Below are 18117 nucleotides of genomic sequence, written 5' to 3'. Positions count from 1 at the left end.
CGGAGGTGGGACGACGAAATCGAATTCTAACGAATTACCGATTTCTATCCCACTCTCATTTTATCCTAATACCAATTCATCACTAACCAGGGTTTCACCACTGTTTTGTTGGAAGAGGCGCATCAAATCTTCAACCGTTAGGTTTTTCTTTTCTTCTCCTTTGACGTCGACAACGATCTTGCCTTGGTAGAGCATGATCAAGCGGTTGCCGTATTCAATTGCATGGTTCATATCATGCGTAATCATCAAGGTTGTCAAATCATGGCTTTCCACGATCTTTTGTGTCAATTCCATGACCATTTCACTAGTCTTAGGATCGAGCGCTGCGGTATGTTCATCCAGAAGCAAGAGTTTCGGTTTGACCAAGGCTGCCATGACCAAGGTCAAAGCTTGACGTTGCCCACCAGACAAATATTGGGTATCCACCTTGAGACGGTTTTCTAAACCGATATTCAGTTCCTTCAAGGCTTCACGGAATAATTCGCGATCTTTCTCTCGAACTCCCCAGCTCAAACCACGAGATTTCCCCCGACGTTGGGCAATGGCCATATTTTCTTCAATGGTCAAACGTGAAGCTGTCCCCATTTTAGGATCTTGGAAGACACGCGCAATATCTTTCGCACGCTTACGAACACTCGTATTTTTGATAGAGTTACCTTCTAGCAAGATATCTCCTTCATCTACGACCAGATTTCCTGCCAAGATGTTCATCAAGGTTGATTTCCCAGCTCCATTTCCACCGATGACCGAAATGAAGTCCCCTTCTTCTACTTGGAGATCCAAGCCTTTTAAAACATGGTTTTCATTGACTGTTCCTGCTTCAAATGTCTTATGAATACCTTCAATTGATAATAATGTTGCCATACTTTTCTCCTACTTATTTCCTAACTTCAATCCGCGAACACGAAGACGTTTTTGCGCCTCAGGAGCGAACAAGACAATCGCGAGCAAGATCGCATTGAAGAGACGAACCATATTTTGATCGAGATTTGGGATCTCATAAATATTTAAGATAATCAAACGGTACACAATAGCTCCAACCCCGATGGAAAGCAAACGCCAACCAATGGTCAATTCGTGGATCAAAACTTCTGCGATAATCACCGCACTCAAGCCGACTACGATCGTCCCTGTACCAGAAGTCACATCTGAGAAACCATCATTTTGTGCAAACATGGCTCCACAAAGGGCAATCAAACCATTCGAAATCATGTAGCCCAACATCTTCATGTTATCTACATTGACCCCATTGGCCTCACTCATTGGAATGTTATCACCAGTCGAGCGCAAAACCAAGCCAAGTTGCGTCTTCATTAAGAGAGTTAACAAGATACAGACGATGATCAAGCAAGAAATGCTAATCAAAAAGACAGCTTCTTCATTAGAAAGACCTAATTTCATCACACTCTTGAAAATGGTACTAGAATCTCCGATAGAAAGGTTAGGAACCCCTCCCATGATTTTGATATTGATAGAGTAGAGACCGGTCAAAGTGACAATCCCTGTCAAGAGGGCTGGAATTTTCATTTTTGTATGGAGAATTCCAGAGACCAATCCTGCGATCATTCCGGCTAGGAAGCCTAAAAAGGTTGCAAGCCAAGGATTTCTTCCGGCTTGAATTTGAGATGCTACAACTGCTGCCCCAAGTGGAAAGGCTCCTTCTGCCGTCATATCAGCAATATCTAAAATTCGAAATGTTAAGTAAACACCGATCGCCATGATCGACCACAATAAACCTTCTGATAAACTTGATAAAACAAAATTCATCTCAAACCTCCTATTTTTCTACCTTCAACGAGCTAATATCAATTCCAAGCTCTTTAGCCATCTCTTTATTGGTGTGCAATTCTAATTTTTCAGGTGTTTCAACTGCGACTTTGCCGGGTTTCTCACCCTTCATGATGCGAATGGCCATCCGAGCAGCTTGTCTTCCCAATTCCTCATAATCAGTACCAAAGTTGTACAAGCCACCAGTAGCCACCATTTCAGCAGAACCTCCAAAAACTGGCACCTTATGACTAATCGATACCTGTTTTACAGTTTCCATTGTAGAAGAGATAATATTGTCTGTCGGAACAAAGACGATATCTGCTTCTGACATGATACTGTCTGCTGCAGCTTTCACATTGTTACTATCGAGAATTGTTTTTTCAACCACTTGATAGCCTTTAGCTTCAAGGATCTTCTTCGCATTATCTTTTTGGACGACTGAGTTAGGCTCACTTTGCGTATAGAGGATCCCAACTGTTTTCGCCGTTGGAAGCACTTGCTTAATCATGTCTACCTGTGTAGCGATCGCATCTTCTGACTGGTCACTTGTCCCTGTGATATTGCCACCAGGCTCTTTCAAGTTTTTCACCAATTTCGCTGCCAATGGATCGGTCACAGCTGAGAAGACAACCGGCGTTGTTTTAGTCGTATTAGCCAAACTTTGAGCCGAAGGGGTTGCAATCGCAAAGACTAGATCACTTTTCTCCGCCAATTGTTTGGAAATGTTTTTCAGATTTCGTTGCTCTCCTTGAGCATTTTGGAAATCAATCTGGATATTTTTCCCATCCACATATCCCTCTTTCTTCAACTCATCGATAAAGCCTTTCCGTGTCGCATCGAGTGACTTATGGGTGATGTACTGGGAAATCCCAATCCGAAAGACATTGTCTTTTTTTGCATCCTTCAGATGGTGTAAGGTCACCAATGATGTTAACAAAAGGCCTACGACCAAAACTGGTGCCAATAATTTTTTGACTACTTTCATTTAAAACTCCTTTTCTGCAAATAAACAAAAAATCCGCTTAGATCATTCTCTAAACGGATGCTTGAAATTCTCCAACAAGTTACAAAACCTCGGTCCATTTAGATACTAGCTCTATGGACCATCATCAAAAATCTTAGCCACATAGATACAAACAAATTGTTTGGGTTGTTTGCATCCATGAGATCATGTCTACAAACACTATCTAAAGTAGCTAAAGTAAAATTTTTGAGTTGAAATGGCTTGTTGCTTCATGTTTATTTTCTGCTTTCTTTATTTATGGGTATTATCTTACCTTAATTTATTTTGGCTGTCAAGACTATTTCAGAAATTTTTCAAATTTTTTGAAAATTCAACTAGCCCTGACAAGAAAAAAAAGAGGCTGGAACACGTCCAGGCCTCTATTTTCTAATCTTCTTTTGATTTGGTTTCTTCATCTTCTTCGACGATTTCAGAAATTTCAACTTTCACCTTGGTCACACGACCGTTTTTCACCTTGTCGTTAGTCAGGATCAAGTGTTTCTTTTGACTATCGACTTCACAGCTGAGGCGTTCTTTCAAGGATGGAATCCGCCCAACCTCTGTCAGATAATACCCCGCAATGGTATCCACATCATCACTTTCCAACTCAACGCCAAAGTATTCATTAAAGTCGTTTAGTGACATAGCTCCTTGTACGACATAGGTATTGTCCGCAATTTCAAAGACATCAATTTCCGCTTTGTCAGTCTCATCGTCAATTTCACCGACGATTTCTTCCAAGAGGTCTTCAAGAGTGACCAGTCCAGACATTCCTCCATATTCATCGAGCAGAATGGCCATTTGATTTTGCGTATTGCGCAATTCCTTCAAAAGATCATCCACAAAAATGGTTTCTGGAACAAACAAAGGTTCTTGTAAAATCTTTCTTAAGACAATATTATCAAAGCCATTGATAAATCCTTCGTTCAAGAGACGTTTGGTATGGATGAGGCCGATGACATTGTCCTTGTCATCATCATAGACAGGAATCCGTGAAAAGTTTTGCTTAAGGATACTTTCAATAATTTCTTTAGTATCATCATTGATATCAACCATGAAGGCATCTGTCCGTGGGACCATGACTTCACGCGCTACCATTTCATCTAATGAAAAGATCCCTTGGAGCATCTCAATCTCGTCAGCATCCAGTGTTGCTTCACTATTGGTCAGCATATACTCGATTTCATCCCGCGTCATCTTTTCATCCGGATCATCGAATTCCATTGGCGTGATACGGCTCAAAAGGTTGGTCGACGCTGAAAGCAACCAAACAAAGGGGCTGACAATTTTTCCTAATAGAATCACAATCGGAGCTGTTCGAACAGCCAACTCATCTTTCAAGTTCATAGCGATTCGTTTCGGATAGAGTTCGCCAAACACGATCGAAATATAAGTCAAAAATGCTAGAGATAAAAAGCTTCCAGTTGCCAGAGCCGTTTTGGTATTGCCCATCCATCCAGCAATGACATGTCCAAGGCTATCCGCAAGACTCGCCCCAGATAAGATGGTAATCAAGGTGATTCCCACCTGAATAGTGGATAAGAAATGGTTGGGCTGTTCCAAAACTCTAAGAAGACGAATGTATTTTTTATCTCCTTCTTCAGCCTTTTGCTCTACACGAGAGCGATTCAACGATACCATTGACATTTCAGTCGCCGAGAAAAAGGCGTTCAATAATGTCAAAACAATCAATAAAATAACTTCCAGTAAAATTTCCTGACTGCCAGGGTCTTCCATGGATAATTCCCTCCAGTATATAATATTGTATATTATACCACAAAATAGGAGAGCCTGCATTCTTCTATAAAATTTTCTTTTTTTTACCATCAAAAAATCAGGAACAAGTCCTGATTTTAGAATGTGAACATATTGTTTTTTCACATAAAATAACCTAAGTAACGCTGAAAACTTAAAACAAAATATATAATCGTTTCATTCAAACCTACACTGAAACTTTCCGCCGTGAGAAAAGTGCTAGAAACACGATTGTTTCTAGCACTCGGGAGTTTTGGGAGTAAAACAGTTTGGGAAACTGTTTTAGCCTGAGCCTAAAAAATTAAAAAGCGAAGGGGTCCAAAACGAATTGAACACGGGCTACGGATCGTGTCAAAAAGATAAGTTTTCCTAGAATCTAAAGATTCTGCGTCAAACTTCCTATTTTGACTTTATCCGCGAACGCCCTTTGTATCTTAATTAGTCATGGAACTTCTTCGAAGTTCGCTGACGTCCGTACTCACCTAAGGAAAGTTTCTAAGAAGGCTTTGTCTTTAATGCTCTGCACTGGTAAAATCATAAAAGAAGGCATTAAGTTTTTCAACCAGCTCAAGCGATGAGAGACTACTTGTACAAATAAATGGTTTTTTCTTTAATTCAGGCATCATAAAGTTGGCCACCACTACGTCGGCATCCGAAGCTTCAATATCATCCACTGTCAGATTGTACTTGATCATCTGCGTAAATTCAAAGTTATCCGTACAGTAGAAATCAAGGAAATCGATCATGGATTTGGCATGGTGATCGTCAAAACGACTGATAATCAAGACCTTAATGGACTTCCGACGGCGCAATAACTGCGGTAAGAGACGTTCCCAGTGAGTATAGACCGTATAGATCATGTGCTTGATGATCTCATCATTCAAATCATGCTTCATGGTCTTCATATAAGTGATGATATGCTCCTTCAAATCATCATAGAAGGCTGGGAAGATGCTCATGAAATCTTCGTTGGTATTGGTCTTGGTATCAAATAAGAGAAACTCAGAGAATAATTCCTTCCGATCGAGATGAGACGTGTTATGGACATGCATCAACATCTCATCAAGATTTTCAATGTCTAAATCATAGGTATAGCATAGATCCTTGAACATATCTTTGATGAGTCTAGTCGATTCTTTGGCATAAGGATCCGTTTCTGCAGCTTCGATCAAGCTTTCTGGGCTGAAATAGAAATTCTCTTGAATGAAGATGATGAAGAACTGCTCCAGCACTTTTTCATTCAACTCGACACCCAACTGCAAGCTAAAGTAGCGCAACATCTCCTCGACATTGGTCACCCCTTGATACTGGTCCTTATACACATCATAGTTCGTTGGCATGTCAATAAAATAGCCCTGCTTAATCCGTGATAAGTAGACTGTCAAGAGAACTTTATAAGACCTGAGGACAGAGAAGGTCAATGGATAGCCATAGAGCTTGAAGAAGAAGGTGATCAAATCGGTCACAGCCTCTTCCTTAAATTCTGGGAAAGGCCACTCCATATAGTAATAACGTTCCGCAAAATACTGGGCATAGAAGAAACGAACATCCACTTCATCCCCGACAAGATTCAAGGGTTTCAAATCAATCTTTACATTGTATTTGGTTTGAAGCTTCTGATTGATCGTCCGAATCAAGCGGTAGAAAGATTGGTAACTCAGATCAAACTTTCTGCAAATATATTCATTGGAAACATCCTTGTTGAAGAAAAGATATTCAATCAAAGCAAAGGCTTGTGATTCTTTAAAAAAGTGATGGTAAATCACCTCAAGCCCAACCGAATCCTCATAACTGATCTTGATCCCATTGGTAGAGGATTCAATTAAAAAGTCATCAAATGTACTACGAAGATTAGACAAATCTTCTTTTAACGAACGTTCTGTACAATCCAAACGCTTGGCCAACTCTTTCAAGTGGAACCATCTTTTTTCCTTAATCAGGATTTCCAACAATTGCAATTGGCGTCTCTGTTTTTTCGATAAGAGCAGTCTCATCTTTTCCTACCTTTTCATATTTTCTTTCAAAATTACTTATATTTTAACACATTTCATAGCACTTGTTGACTTTTTTCCAGCATTTTTCAAAAAAATGTACAAAAAAGACTCCAAGGCCCATATAGGCGCTAGAGTCTAGGATTTATTAATGATACCAAATTCTTCTTTTTTCTTCTGTTCCTTAGCAGCACGGTGGTTATCATAAAGATTCACCAAGAATTTTACAATTTCTTTTCCAATCGAATAGACTGGAATCGCGACGACCATCCCGATAATGCCGTAGATATTACTTGAGAGCAATAAGAGAACCATAATAGTAATCGGATGAACCTTCATCACGCCTCCAACGATACGCGGATAAAGAATATTCCCATCGATCTGCTGGATAATCAACATATAAATGACTGCTTTGATCATCATATCCATATCTGTGAAGGCATAGGTGATGATCATCGGAATCAACCCGATGGTTGGTCCTACATATGGAATGAGGTTGGCCAATCCAGAAAAAATGGCAAAGACCAAAGCATACTTCAATCCAATAAAACTATAGCCAATGTAGGCTAGGGTTCCAATGATAAAGGCATCGATCGAAATCCCACTAATATAGCGAGAGACCGTTTCATTCAAACTAATCAAGAGGCTTGAAATGTGGAGTTTGTCATTGCGTAAAATGGTCCGCTCCAACATCGGTAATAACTTCTTCCCATCGACCAAGAAATAAACCAAGAAGACAGGGGTCATGATCAAGATAAAGACCGTATTGACAATGGTGTTAACCACACTTCCTAAACTGTTGGTCACACTATTCAAGAGATTTTGTAGGATATCCATATAAGAGAGATTCAACTGCTGAATCGTCGACTGGATATTCACATTCTGGAACAAAGGATTGGTCGAGAGTTTTCGAACCAAACTTTGAACTTCCCAGTAAAGTCCTTGAGTTGAATTGATCAAGCTGGTTAACTGATTAATTAAGATAGGGAGCAGATAAAAGATCCCTAAGCCAATGATCCCAAACAAGAGTACTAAGGTGATCAAAATCCCAAACACACGCTTGATTTTTAAATGTTTTTCCAACAATTCAACAATCGGATTGGTAATGTAATATAAAAAACCTGCAATTAAAAATGGTAAGAGGATGGTATTCAGAACAGATACAAATGGAGAAATTAAAGTCCCCATTGATTTCCAAATATAGAAAATCACCGTCAATAATAAGATCTCACATGTCCAGAATAACAATTTACTATTTCGAAACATTCCTTACCTCCTGTTTTCTATTCTACCATATTTTATGATAGAATAAAGGAGATTTTAATCAAAAGGATGAAGTTATGAATAATTTGATTGAACTACAAGACGTCAATTTGATCCGCAATGGAAAAGCCCTTTTAAAAGAGATTAACTGGCAAGTAAAAGGAAATGAATGTTGGGCCATTTTAGGCCTCAATGGGGCAGGAAAATCGACCCTCCTCAAACTTCTCATGTCTGAATACTGGGCTAGTTCTGGCCAGGTAACTGTCCTTGGAACCCGCTTTGGAGAAGGGGGCATTCCAGAGTTGCGGAAGCGTATTGGGATCGTTAGCTCCTTTATTTCAGAAAGACTGCCAGATCATCTTTTGACAGAACAAATTGTCCTAACTGGTCAATACAAGAGTAGTATCTTATATGCTGCATACGGGGAGGAAGAACTTTACTGGGCTCGGGATATGCTAACTTCAATTGGAGCTAGCTCTTTGATCGGCCGCAAATACCGTGAGCTCTCCCAGGGAGAAAAGCAGACCGTTCTCATTGCACGAAGCCTCATGGACCAGCCAGATCTGATCATCTTTGATGAAGCCTCGAGCGGGCTTGATCTCTTTGCCAGAGAAAAACTCCTCCGTCAGATCCATCATATCAAACAACTGGATCACGCGCCTACCATGATTTATGTCACCCACCATGCCGAGGAAATTACAAAAGACATGACCCATGTCCTCTTACTCAAACATGGCCAAGTGGTCAAGCAAGGACCAAAGGAAAAGATCCTAACTCCCCATGTCCTTAGCCAATTTTATGAAGCACCAGTATCCCTTATTGATCTTGGTGATGAGCGACTCTTTGTCAAACCAGAAATCGCACACTGAAAAGAAAATGAATAAAGCAAAAAGAGAGTGGGACAGAAATCGGTAATTCGTTAGAATTCGATTTCGTCGTCCCACCTCCGCACAGTTGAGTAGGGCTGTAAAAGCTGATGAAATCAGCGTAGTAGAGTCCACTCAACCATTGCGTCTTGATCGACAATCCAAAAATAATTGAGAGGCTAGGACTTTTGTCCCAGCCTCTTTTACTCTTATCTCAACGATTCCGTGCATACTCGATCAAATCGTATGGAAGCGTATTGGCACTTTCTCTTAGGGAATAGCTTTCTAATTCATTGACATTTTGTCGCATACGGCGCGCTTGCTTGGCAGTAATCAGGTGTTGCGCTTCATATTCAAAAATAATCTTACGCTCCAAATAATAGCCTCTCAACATTTCATCGATATTATTTGGTTTCACGCGATTAATAACCCGCTCCACAAAGGCCCCACTGGTAATAATAGCAGTTTCTCTCAGACGAGATTCTTGTAGGAAAGAGATCAAACTGCTCCGATAAATCCCCTTGAGGTCTTCCAAACTTTCGATAATGATTTCCGTATTGGCCAGATAAAGGGCCGCAATCTGGTCATAATCAATGGCCTCTAACTTACTGTCTTCTCGGGTCCACCAGTTTCGCAAGCCAGACCCAAAAGTTAAGATCTCATGAACTAATAAACGCAAGAGACGGAAAGACACCAAGAGGTAATAGGTTAAACGAGACGAAAGATTGCGATTGACACGTTGCTCCATATTGCGAAGATAGCGTTGGTAGACGCGGTAGCCCCGCTCTCGAATCTTCCCTTCTTCATAGGCTTGTTCCAAGCCGTCACTTTCAATACTCAAAATCAGGAGCTTCAACTGTTCCCAGTCCTTTTGAATGAGCCTGTTTTCTTGGCCTAGAATCAAGTTTTCTATGCGACCATGGTAGTTATCAATTGCCGCATACAAGGGCCCTTTGTGCTTGCTATTCTTTAGGTCTGCTTCTAATTCCATGACGACATCATTTAAAATCGCGATCTGCATCAGGTAGTCATTGGTTTCTTCCTTGTCTTCTGATAATTTTGGAAGTACCACTAAGCCAGCAATAAAGCTGACAAGGGTAACTCCTGCCACTAAAAAGAGTAGGATAGGGTATTCTTTTTCGATCTTGGTTGGAATCAAAAGAATCGTCGCAATCGAAACCGTTCCCTTCACACCGGAGAAGGTCAGCAATAAGGCATCTTTTAGATAATTTCTCAACGATTTTTTTAATCGAACAGTTCGGTACCAATAAAAGAGGTAAACCATGACAAAACGAATCAAAAAGAGCAAGGCTGTCAACAAAAAGACAGAAAGAACTAAAAGCAGATTATTGTAAATGGGACTACTTAAGATGGGCTTGGAAATCATTTCCAATTCCATTCCTAAGATGACAAAGACCGACCCATTTAAGATAAAGTTGACCGTATTCCAGACAGTATGACTCACAGTATCTACCCGCGCTTCAAGGAGGGTAATGTGCTTAAAGCGACTGGCTTTTAGGATTCCTGACACAACTACTGCAATGATACCAGAGACATGGAGTTCTTCTGCTAAGAAGAAGGTCAACAAAGGGAGACTCAGTTCTAATAACAATTCACTAGCAATATCACTGGCGCGAACACTCAAGAGTAAGGTTTGCAGCCAACGGTTCACAAAGGCCGTCAAGATCCCCACCGCAAATCCTCCAATAATGGAGATTCCTAAGGAAATCCCTGCCTCTCCAAGAGAGAAACTCCCGGTCGCAAGAGCTGCCAAGGCCACTCGAAAGGCAACTAGACCTGAGGCATCATTTAGTAATCCTTCGCCTTTTAAGATATTCGAAACCCGCTTTGGAAAGCTAAAGCGCTCAGACAGGGAAGCAAAGGCTACTAAGTCGGTAGGCCCAAGGGCTGCCCCAACTGCCATACAGGCTGCTAAAGGAAGGCTCAGCCACAAGGAGTGAGCTGCCCAGCCCAAACTAATGGTTGAGATAAAAATCACTGGGAAAATCAAATAGAGGATGATCCGCCAGTGCTTTAAGACGGAAGTAATATCTGCTTCTTCTGCTTCTCGAAATAAGAGAGGGCCAATGACCAAGGCCAGAAAGAGCTCGGTATCCAGATGAAAATTTTCTTCTGGCACAAAGAGAGCCCAACCAATCCCTAGTAAAATTTGAATCAAGGGTAGAGGAAGACTCGGCACAAGTTTATTCGTGGCATTTGAGATGATCAAAATCATCGAAAAGATCACTGCATAAAGGAGTAGTTCCATATCACTCCCTCCTTAGCGTTCTTGGCAGCAGGTCTCAAATTGCTGTTTTAACTCCGCAATCTTTTGGTCTGTCTTGGTTACATCCTTGTGCTCAATCTTCTTTTGGGACCGTTCCATCTCAAGCGAAACCAATTTCTTTTTTATTTTGAGCATCTTTTTGGTCATATGAGCTTCATCATAAAAACCCATTGCACGCTCGTGGATGGTTGATTCGACAAAATGATGTCTCAATCCTTCAATTTTATTCTTTAAATATTCTTTATCCATGACGGTAGCTTTCTAATTTTTCGATCATGACCAAAAACGGTGGCTGATTCACTTGATTCAGTGTCCGGTAGATGGTCGCTGTATAGTCTTTTTGAGGGAGCTGACTGACAAAGTCCAGCACTGCATCACGCTCGATGTCTCCTCCCTCATGACCATAATAGATCATAATAGCCATTCGCCCACCTTTTTCTAGGCGAACACAAATTTTCTCCATCGCTTCAATCGTGGTAGCTGGAAGAGTAATGACCGATTTATCCGCAGATGGCAGATAACCCAGATTAAAAATAGCTGCTTTGATGGTCTCCACATATTGGTCCACATGCTGGTGGCCATCCAAAATCAACCGGACATGTTGAAGTCCCAACTTTTCCAATCTTTCTTGGGTATTGACAAGTGCCTGCTCTTGAATATCAAAGGCATAGACCTGGCCTGCTAGTTGGGCTAAAAAGGCCGTATCATGTCCATTTCCCATGGTCGCATCCACCACCACATCTTCTTTGGTGATGACTTCTGCTAAAAATTGATGGGCCATTTCAAGTGGTCGAAGCATCAGCAGTCTCCTTTTCTTCTAGCTTACATCCTTGGGTACTTCCACGCCGACGCATTTCAGTTTCAATGGCGTTTAGGACTTCCCATTTGTTGAGGCTCCACATAGGGCCAATCAACATATCCCGTGGCGCGTCCCCTGTAATCCGGTGGATGACAATGTGTTTGGGGATGATCTCCAACTGGTCACAGATGACCTTGACATACTCCTCCTGGCTCATGAGTTGAAGTCGTCCTTCATGATAGTCCCGTTGCATCCGTGTATTGGTCATCAAATGCAAGAGGTGTAACTTGATGCCATCAATTTCATTATCGGTCACACAACGGCGAACATTTTCCACCATCATCTCATGCGTCTCCCCAGGAAGGCCATTGATCAAATGGGATACGATCTCTGCCTTGGGCACCTGTTTGCGAATACGCTTGACTGTTTCAACATAGAGATCATAACTATGGGCCCGATTGATCAATTCAGAAGTCGCTTCATAAGTCGTCTGAAGCCCCAACTCGATCGTCACATGCATGCGCTCTGTCAGCTCTGCTAGGTAGGCCAAGGTCTCATCTGGTAAACAGTCCGGACGCGTACCAATGTTGATTCCTACCACTCCTGGTTCATTGATGGCCTGTTCATACCGCTCTCGAATGACTTCCACTTTATCGTGGGTATTGGTAAAATTTTGAAAATAGACCAGGTACTTCTTCACATCTGGCCATTTCCGATGCATAAAATCAATCTCTTTGTAAAACTGTTCTCGAATTGGAGCTTCTGGGGCCACAATGGCATCTCCTGAACCTGAGACCGTACAAAAAGTACAGCCACCGTGGGCGACTGTTCCGTCTCGATTGGGACAATCAAAGCCCGCATCAATAGGGACTTTAAAGGTCTTTTCTCCAAATAAGGTTCGATAATAATCATTCAAAGTATTGTAGGATTTCATACCCTTCATTATAGCAAAAAAAGAGTCGAACTCAAAACGCGAGTTCAACTCCTAGTTGTTAGATGCTTATTTTTGCTTACCTGTAAAGCGCCATTGAAATCGCAAGCGATCATACAAGGGATACTCAAACTGTAAAACAGCGAGACCCAAAATCATACTGCCAAGAACGTCTGATGGATAGTGGACCCCGACATAAACGCGGGAAACCACAATGGTCACAATTCCCAGAACCAGCAAGCCTTGAAGGCAAAAGCGGGCTGTTTTATGTTTTACATGTTGGCTGATGATGATGATCAAACTTCCCAAAACAAGGCTAGATGCCAGTGAATGACCACTCGGGAAAGAAAAGCCTTTTTCCTCTACTAGATGAAGAATACTTGGTCTCGGTCTCTGGTAGATATTCTTTAGAAGAAGAACCAAAAGACCAGTCAATACCAGATTGCTCCCTAGAAAAAGAGCTTCGCTGTACCACTTCTTATAGGCAAAGACCGCCAGCAAAAGACCCACCCAGATGACAATGATCTTGGTATCCATGACATGGGTCACCTTGGTAAAGAAGGCCGTCAGTGCTGCAGGCAGATCGCCTCGAATAGCAGACTGAATCGTGCTATCAAAGCCTGTTAATTGTTGCGGGTAAAAGCGAATCACATACCCAAGAATGACAAAAATGAGAAGGGCGAAGCTTGCCTTCGCCCAATGTTGTTGTTTATTTTTCATATTTTTTTAAAATCGGTTGCAATAAGGTATAGATCAACCCAAATGCGATGGCCCAAATCACCCCTTCGATCAGGTTAAACGGTGCAACCATTGCGGCTAAATAGTGGACAAGCCCTAGTGTTTTCGAAATATCATAGTTCATAAAACGAGCATACAAAGGGATTGCATAGACATAGTTCACCAATACCATCGTGATACTCAAGCTGATCGTTCCAACAATCGTTGCCAAGACAAATCGACCATGGGTCCGTTCCTTGTTCCAAATCCATGCAAAAGCAAGAACAAAAACAAGAACTCCAATGATATTGATTGGTAATCCGATCAAGGTTTCAAGCCCCTTATTATTAAGGGCTAACTTAAGGACAGATCGGATCAAGGTCACCCAAACGGCACTTTTAAAATCCAACAGGACCAAGGCCAACAAAATGGCGATGATACTCAAATCAATTTTGAAGAAATCTATCAAGAAAGAAAATTGATAGAACATCAAAATAAAAGATAAAGCGGATAAAACAGCCACTAGGGTCAGTTTACGTGTATTTGTCATAACAGGTTCCTCCAATTTTTTAAAAATTAGAGAAGCTGGAAAGACGTCTACTCCATCATTCTACTCTAAACTATTTAAACAAAGCTTAAACTAGAAAATATTCTAGTTACTTTAGCTGGTCTCCATCGAAACATGCCGTTAGTCAGTCTTAGACCCTAACGTTCCATTTTCATGCATCAGCTCTAAACAGATCAGAATAGATGTCAGTCTATTCGTCTCTCGTCTTCTCCCATCCAGACTATACTGTCGGTTGTGGAGTCACACCACATCAGCTTGCGCTCGCGGACTTCTTTTAGAGTATGGAAAAGAACATTTCCTAGTAAAAGTCACCGCCGGTCGGGAATTACACCCTGCCCTGAAGACCCTTTTATGATAACAAAAAAAACTTGCCTAGGCAAGTTTTTGTAACGTCATGGATTACATCGTTCGGGTTTTAATTTTTCGTTCTTATTTGAGCTTGTCGTGCTCATAACGATGGCTCAACTCCAGCCCATTAAAACCTTGCTGGCGGAGTGCCTCATAGACAATCATGCAGACAGTATTGGAGACATTTAAACTACGGACATGCTCATCATTCATCGGAATGCGAATGGCCTTCTCCTCGTGCTGGCGCATAAAATCTTCCGGCAAACCTTTATCCTCGCGTCCAAACAAGAAATAATGGGACTTCCCATCCTGATAAGAAACATCCGAATAGGTCTGATTTGCAAACTTGGACACTAGGTGTACCTGACCGTCGCGCGCCGCTTCCATAAACTCTTCCAGGCTATCATAAAAGCGGACATCCAGCTTGTCCCAATAATCAAGTCCTGCTCGCTTCATTTTGCGATCATCGATCGGAAAAGCCATGGGGCGAATGATATGTAAGGGGGAATTGGTCGCCGCACAAGTCCGTGCAATATTTCCCGTATTTTGTGGAATCTGAGGTTGGAACAAGACGATGTGGTTTTGAGCAGCTGACTCTTGGTAGTCCAGTTCTTCAATATTCATACTCGATCTCTTTCTGATAAAAAAATAGCCACACTGCCCGGAGTCAAGCTCAGCAAACAGCGTGGTTACAGCTTCATTAACTTAACTCACAACAGGTTTGAGGTAAATCAACGAAGGTACTTTCTAAGTATAACACTTTTGAAGCTCCTGTCAATAGTTTTTTTAGATTTTTTTAAGAAACTTTATCAAAGATTTCAATCCCTCCTAGCTCTACTCTTTTGACGATTTCTCCTACTTGTTCTTAGCTTCTCAAAATTCCACCAGAAAATCCTTAAAATAGATGAATTTTTCTTGAAAATAGAGTATGATAGAAGCATACTCTGGAGGTAATCTATGAAAATTATTGTTGTTGGTGGAGGAAAGGTCGGAACGGCCCTTTGTCGTTCTCTCGTTGCTGAAAACCACGATGTTATTTTGATCGAAAAAGACGAATCCGTTCTCAACCATATTACCAAACGGTTTGATATCATTGGGATTTTAGGAAATGGCGCAAACTTCAAGATCTTGGAGCAAGCAGATGTTGAAGACTGCGATATCTTCGTTTCCATGACCGAGTACGACGAAGTGAACATGGTTTCTGCTGTTTTAGCTAAAAAAATGGGAGCCAAAGAAACCATCGTTCGGGTGCGGAATCCGGAATATTCCAATTCCTACTTCAAGGAAAAAAATATCTTGGGCTTCTCCCTGGTTGTCAATCCTGAATTGCTGACAGCTCGTTATATTGCTAATATTATTGACTTCCCAAATGCCCTTTCTGTGGAGCATTTTGCAAACGGCCGTGTTGCCTTGATGGAATTTAAGATCAAGCCAGATAGCAATCTCTGCAATATGAGCCTCTCCCAATTCCGAAAGAAATACGGAAACGTCATTGTTTGTGCGATCGAGCGTGGCAACGAACTCACGATTCCAAATGGAGACTTTGTTTTGCAGCCCCAAGACAAGATTTTCGTGACAGGAAATAGGATCGAGATCGTTCTCTTCCACAACAATGTCCGACCTCAAGTCATTAAGAGCATGATGATGATTGGTGCTGGGAAAATTGCCTATTACCTACTCAACATTCTTCAAGATGTGCGCCGCAAGATCGATCTCAAGGTCTTAGAGGTCAATCGCGAACGGGCGGAATTCTTTAGTCAGGAATTTCCTGATCTCTATGTCGTCCATGGAGACGGAACTGCTAAAGACATTCTTTTAGAAGAGAGTGCCAATAACTTCGATGCTGTGGCTACTTTGACAGGGGTCGATGAAGAAAACATCATCACCTCCATGTTCTTAAATTCTGTCGGAGTCAAAAAGAACATTACCAAGGTCAACCGAACTAGTCTGCTAGAGATCATTGGCGATCAAGATATGACCAGTATCGTTACGCCAAAACGCATCGCTGTAGATACCATTATGCACTTTATTCGTGGACGCTACAATGCACAGTTCTCAAACCTAGAAGCCTTGCACCATGTCGCAAACGGCCGGATTGAAACCTTGCAGTTCCAAATTAAGGAAGACAATAAACTAACCCAATATCCCCTCTCTGAATTGAAATTGAAAAAAGGCGTCTTGATCGCTGCCATTATTCGAGACGGCAAGGCTATTTTCCCAAATGGAGATGACCGTTTGATGGTAGGAGATCGGATTATCGTAACTACCTTGATTCAAAATGTCACAAAAATCTACGATCTACTTGAGAGGTAAGCCTGATGAATAGAAGCATGATTCGTTACCTCTTGTCCAAGCTCCTCTTAATCGAGGCAGCTCTCCTGATCGTTCCCTTAGTCGTCGCTACGATCTATCAGGAACCTGCCAAGGTCTTTGTCTCTATTGGGGCAACCATGGCCATCTTACTTGGGCTGGGGCTACTTGGTAGTTTTCACAAACCAAAGGACTTTCACATTTATGCTAAAGAAGGAGTCCTGATTGTAGCCCTCTGTTGGATCCTCTGGTCCTTCTTTGGTGCCCTTCCCTTTGTCTTTTCGGGCCAAATTCCAAACATTATCGATGCCTTCTTTGAAGTCAGCTCTGGCTTTACAACAACAGGGGCAACGATATTAGATGATGTGGGTGTCCTCACCCATTCTCTCCTCTTTTGGCGTAGTTTTACCCACTTGATAGGTGGGATGGGAGTATTGGTCTTTGCCCTTGCGATTATGGACAATAACAAGAACAGCCACCTTGAAGTCATGAAGGCAGAGGTTCCTGGTCCAGTGTTTGGCAAGGTCGTTTCCAAATTAAAAAACACAGCTCAAATTCTCTACTTCTTGTACTTGGGTTTGTTCTTCCTCTTTGTGGTTCTTTATTTCCTTGCCGACATGCCCCTGTATGATAGTTTTGTCATCGCCATGGGGACGGCTGGTACTGGGGGCTTTACTGTCTTTAACGATGGGATCGCCCACTACAATAGTAGTTTGATCACCTATTTGGTCAGTATCGGGGTCTTAGTCTTCGGGGTTAACTTTAACCTCTACTACTTCCTCATGATCCGAAAATTCAAGGCCTTTTTTAAAGATGAGGAATTGCGGACCTATATCACCATCGTCCTCGTGTCCAGTGTCTTGATCGCGTACAATGTCCTTCATCTCTATGCCAATGTCGCTAAGAGTTTTGAGATTTCCTTCTTCCAAGTTTCCAATATCATCACCACCACCGGTTTTGGTTATGGAACGACGGAAAAATGGCCTCTCTTTTCTCAGTTCATCCTCTTGATGCTGATGGTGGTCGGTGGGTCTGCTGGCTCGACCGCCGGGGGGCTAAAAGTCATTCGGTGCTTGACCTTATGGCGAATCGCAAAAAATCAGGTTCTTTCGACCTTGTCTCCAAATCGCGTTTTGACCTTGCATGTCAACGATACGGTACTCGATAAGGATACCCAGCATCAGATCCTCAAGTACTTTACAATATACAGTTTTATTACGATCGGCTTACTCTTTGTAGTGAGTCTAGACAATAATAGCTTCATGACGGTTGTCAGTGCTGTCTTTAGTTGTTTCAACAATATTGGACCTATGATTGGTACGGGTCAAACCTTCTCCATCTTTAGTCCGATTTCAAAACTGTTACTTTCCTTAGCCATGATTGCCGGACGGCTTGAAATCTATCCAATGATTCTACTCTTCCTCCCTAAAACATGGTCTAAACGCTGATAAAACGAGAGTGTTATAAAAAAATGAGGCTGGGACAAAAGTCCTAGCCTCTTAATTGTTT

Annotated in this window: 16 protein-coding genes and 1 riboswitch; of the genes, 3 read left to right on the top strand and 13 right to left on the bottom strand. The window is 41.7% G+C overall.

Going from position 1 to position 18117, the window contains the following annotated elements; translation table 11 throughout:
• Positions 1–60: 60 nt before the first annotated feature.
• The 6 genes from GMC92_RS05400 to GMC92_RS05375 form a co-directional block, all read right to left on the bottom strand.
• Positions 61–864 carry an ABC transporter ATP-binding protein gene (locus GMC92_RS05400; protein ID WP_003005034.1) on the bottom strand — a complete coding sequence of 268 codons (804 nt, stop codon included), beginning with the start codon at positions 862–864 and terminating at the stop codon, positions 61–63.
• 9 nt (positions 865–873) lie between these two features.
• Positions 874–1767: an ABC transporter permease gene (locus GMC92_RS05395; RefSeq protein WP_013903975.1), complete on the bottom strand. Its 894-nt coding sequence runs from the start codon at positions 1765–1767 to the stop codon at positions 874–876.
• 10 nt (positions 1768–1777) lie between these two features.
• Entirely contained in the window at positions 1778–2755 is a 978-nt protein-coding gene (locus tag GMC92_RS05390; RefSeq protein ID WP_155199937.1) for an ABC transporter substrate-binding protein, read from the bottom strand.
• A gap of 405 nt (positions 2756–3160) precedes the next feature.
• A complete protein-coding gene (locus GMC92_RS05385; protein ID WP_070588755.1) occupies positions 3161–4510 on the bottom strand; it encodes a hemolysin family protein in 1350 nt (449 codons plus the stop codon).
• 530 nt (positions 4511–5040) lie between these two features.
• Positions 5041–6522, bottom strand: coding sequence for an AcpB/EbpR/MafR family transcriptional regulator (locus GMC92_RS05380; protein WP_155199936.1), 1482 nt, complete (start codon positions 6520–6522; stop codon positions 5041–5043).
• A 135-nt stretch (positions 6523–6657) separates the two neighbouring features.
• Positions 6658–7785: an AI-2E family transporter gene (locus GMC92_RS05375; protein ID WP_003008322.1), complete on the bottom strand. Its 1128-nt coding sequence runs from the start codon at positions 7783–7785 to the stop codon at positions 6658–6660.
• A 74-nt stretch (positions 7786–7859) separates the two neighbouring features.
• Here GMC92_RS05375 and GMC92_RS05370 point away from each other — a divergent pair, with 74 nt between their 5' ends.
• Positions 7860–8651: an ABC transporter ATP-binding protein gene (locus GMC92_RS05370; RefSeq protein ID WP_155199935.1), complete on the top strand. Its 792-nt coding sequence runs from the start codon at positions 7860–7862 to the stop codon at positions 8649–8651.
• Between the two features lie 211 nt (positions 8652–8862).
• Here the strand turns inward: GMC92_RS05370 and GMC92_RS05365 are convergent, their stop codons facing one another.
• The 7 genes from GMC92_RS05365 to GMC92_RS05335 all read right to left on the bottom strand — a co-directional run bounded on the left by GMC92_RS05365 (position 8863) and on the right by GMC92_RS05335 (position 14922).
• A complete protein-coding gene (locus GMC92_RS05365) occupies positions 8863–10917 on the bottom strand; it encodes a cation:proton antiporter (RefSeq protein ID WP_155199934.1) in 2055 nt (684 codons plus the stop codon).
• 12 nt (positions 10918–10929) lie between these two features.
• On the bottom strand, positions 10930–11184 hold the full coding sequence (locus GMC92_RS05360; protein WP_045759757.1) for a hypothetical protein: 255 nt from the start codon (positions 11182–11184) through the stop codon (positions 10930–10932).
• Positions 11177–11734: a tRNA 5-(aminomethyl)-2-thiouridylate-methyltransferase MnmM gene (gene mnmM / locus GMC92_RS05355; protein WP_070675084.1), complete on the bottom strand. Its 558-nt coding sequence runs from the start codon at positions 11732–11734 to the stop codon at positions 11177–11179. The genes GMC92_RS05360 and mnmM overlap by 8 nt, the downstream gene beginning before the upstream one ends.
• Positions 11718–12677, bottom strand: a complete 960-nt coding sequence (gene mnmL, locus GMC92_RS05350; protein ID WP_023918876.1) for a tRNA modification radical SAM protein MnmL/YtqA — start codon at positions 12675–12677, stop codon at positions 11718–11720. The genes mnmM and mnmL overlap by 17 nt, the downstream gene beginning before the upstream one ends.
• Positions 12678–12734: 57 nt before the next feature.
• The gene (locus GMC92_RS05345) at positions 12735–13385 is read right to left on the bottom strand and encodes a phosphatase PAP2 family protein (protein ID WP_045759760.1); all 651 of its coding nucleotides are present in this window, start codon (positions 13383–13385) and stop codon (positions 12735–12737) included.
• Positions 13375–13947: an ECF transporter S component gene (locus GMC92_RS05340; protein WP_324252899.1), complete on the bottom strand. Its 573-nt coding sequence runs from the start codon at positions 13945–13947 to the stop codon at positions 13375–13377. Before GMC92_RS05340 ends, GMC92_RS05345 begins: the two co-directional genes overlap by 11 nt.
• A gap of 202 nt (positions 13948–14149) precedes the next feature.
• A riboswitch (FMN riboswitch) is annotated at positions 14150–14299 on the bottom strand.
• 80 nt (positions 14300–14379) lie between these two features.
• Complete coding sequence (locus GMC92_RS05335) at positions 14380–14922, bottom strand: tRNA (cytidine(34)-2'-O)-methyltransferase (RefSeq protein ID WP_155199933.1); 543 nt, start codon at positions 14920–14922, stop codon at positions 14380–14382.
• A 333-nt stretch (positions 14923–15255) separates the two neighbouring features.
• Here GMC92_RS05335 and trkA point away from each other — a divergent pair, with 333 nt between their 5' ends.
• Entirely contained in the window at positions 15256–16611 is a 1356-nt protein-coding gene (gene trkA / locus GMC92_RS05330) for a Trk system potassium transporter TrkA (RefSeq protein WP_155199932.1), read from the top strand.
• Positions 16612–16616: 5 nt separating this feature from the next.
• Complete coding sequence (locus tag GMC92_RS05325) at positions 16617–18056, top strand: TrkH family potassium uptake protein (protein ID WP_155199931.1); 1440 nt, start codon at positions 16617–16619, stop codon at positions 18054–18056.
• Positions 18057–18117: the final 61 nt, after the last annotated feature.

Origin of the sequence: Streptococcus parasanguinis, from assembly GCF_009717775.1 — a bacterium.
Lineage (GTDB): Bacteria > Bacillota > Bacilli > Lactobacillales > Streptococcaceae > Streptococcus > Streptococcus parasanguinis_AG.
This window is presented reverse-complemented; position numbering and strand designations above follow the sequence as displayed.

Coding starts and splice junctions, on each gene's coding strand:
- GMC92_RS05400 (WP_003005034.1), bottom strand. CDS start 864: ATGGCAACATTATTATCAATTGAAGGTATTCATAAGACATTTGAAGCA.
- GMC92_RS05395 (WP_013903975.1), bottom strand. CDS start 1,767: ATGAATTTTGTTTTATCAAGTTTATCAGAAGGTTTATTGTGGTCGATC.
- GMC92_RS05390 (WP_155199937.1), bottom strand. CDS start 2,755: ATGAAAGTAGTCAAAAAATTATTGGCACCAGTTTTGGTCGTAGGCCTT.
- GMC92_RS05385 (WP_070588755.1), bottom strand. CDS start 4,510: ATGGAAGACCCTGGCAGTCAGGAAATTTTACTGGAAGTTATTTTATTG.
- GMC92_RS05380 (WP_155199936.1), bottom strand. CDS start 6,522: ATGAGACTGCTCTTATCGAAAAAACAGAGACGCCAATTGCAATTGTTG.
- GMC92_RS05375 (WP_003008322.1), bottom strand. CDS start 7,785: ATGTTTCGAAATAGTAAATTGTTATTCTGGACATGTGAGATCTTATTA.
- GMC92_RS05370 (WP_155199935.1), top strand. CDS start 7,860: ATGAATAATTTGATTGAACTACAAGACGTCAATTTGATCCGCAATGGA.
- GMC92_RS05365 (WP_155199934.1), bottom strand. CDS start 10,917: ATGGAACTACTCCTTTATGCAGTGATCTTTTCGATGATTTTGATCATC.
- GMC92_RS05360 (WP_045759757.1), bottom strand. CDS start 11,184: ATGGATAAAGAATATTTAAAGAATAAAATTGAAGGATTGAGACATCAT.
- mnmM (WP_070675084.1), bottom strand. CDS start 11,734: ATGCTTCGACCACTTGAAATGGCCCATCAATTTTTAGCAGAAGTCATC.
- mnmL (WP_023918876.1), bottom strand. CDS start 12,677: ATGAAGGGTATGAAATCCTACAATACTTTGAATGATTATTATCGAACC.
- GMC92_RS05345 (WP_045759760.1), bottom strand. CDS start 13,385: ATGAAAAATAAACAACAACATTGGGCGAAGGCAAGCTTCGCCCTTCTC.
- GMC92_RS05335 (WP_155199933.1), bottom strand. CDS start 14,922: ATGAATATTGAAGAACTGGACTACCAAGAGTCAGCTGCTCAAAACCAC.
- trkA (WP_155199932.1), top strand. CDS start 15,256: ATGAAAATTATTGTTGTTGGTGGAGGAAAGGTCGGAACGGCCCTTTGT.
- GMC92_RS05325 (WP_155199931.1), top strand. CDS start 16,617: ATGAATAGAAGCATGATTCGTTACCTCTTGTCCAAGCTCCTCTTAATC.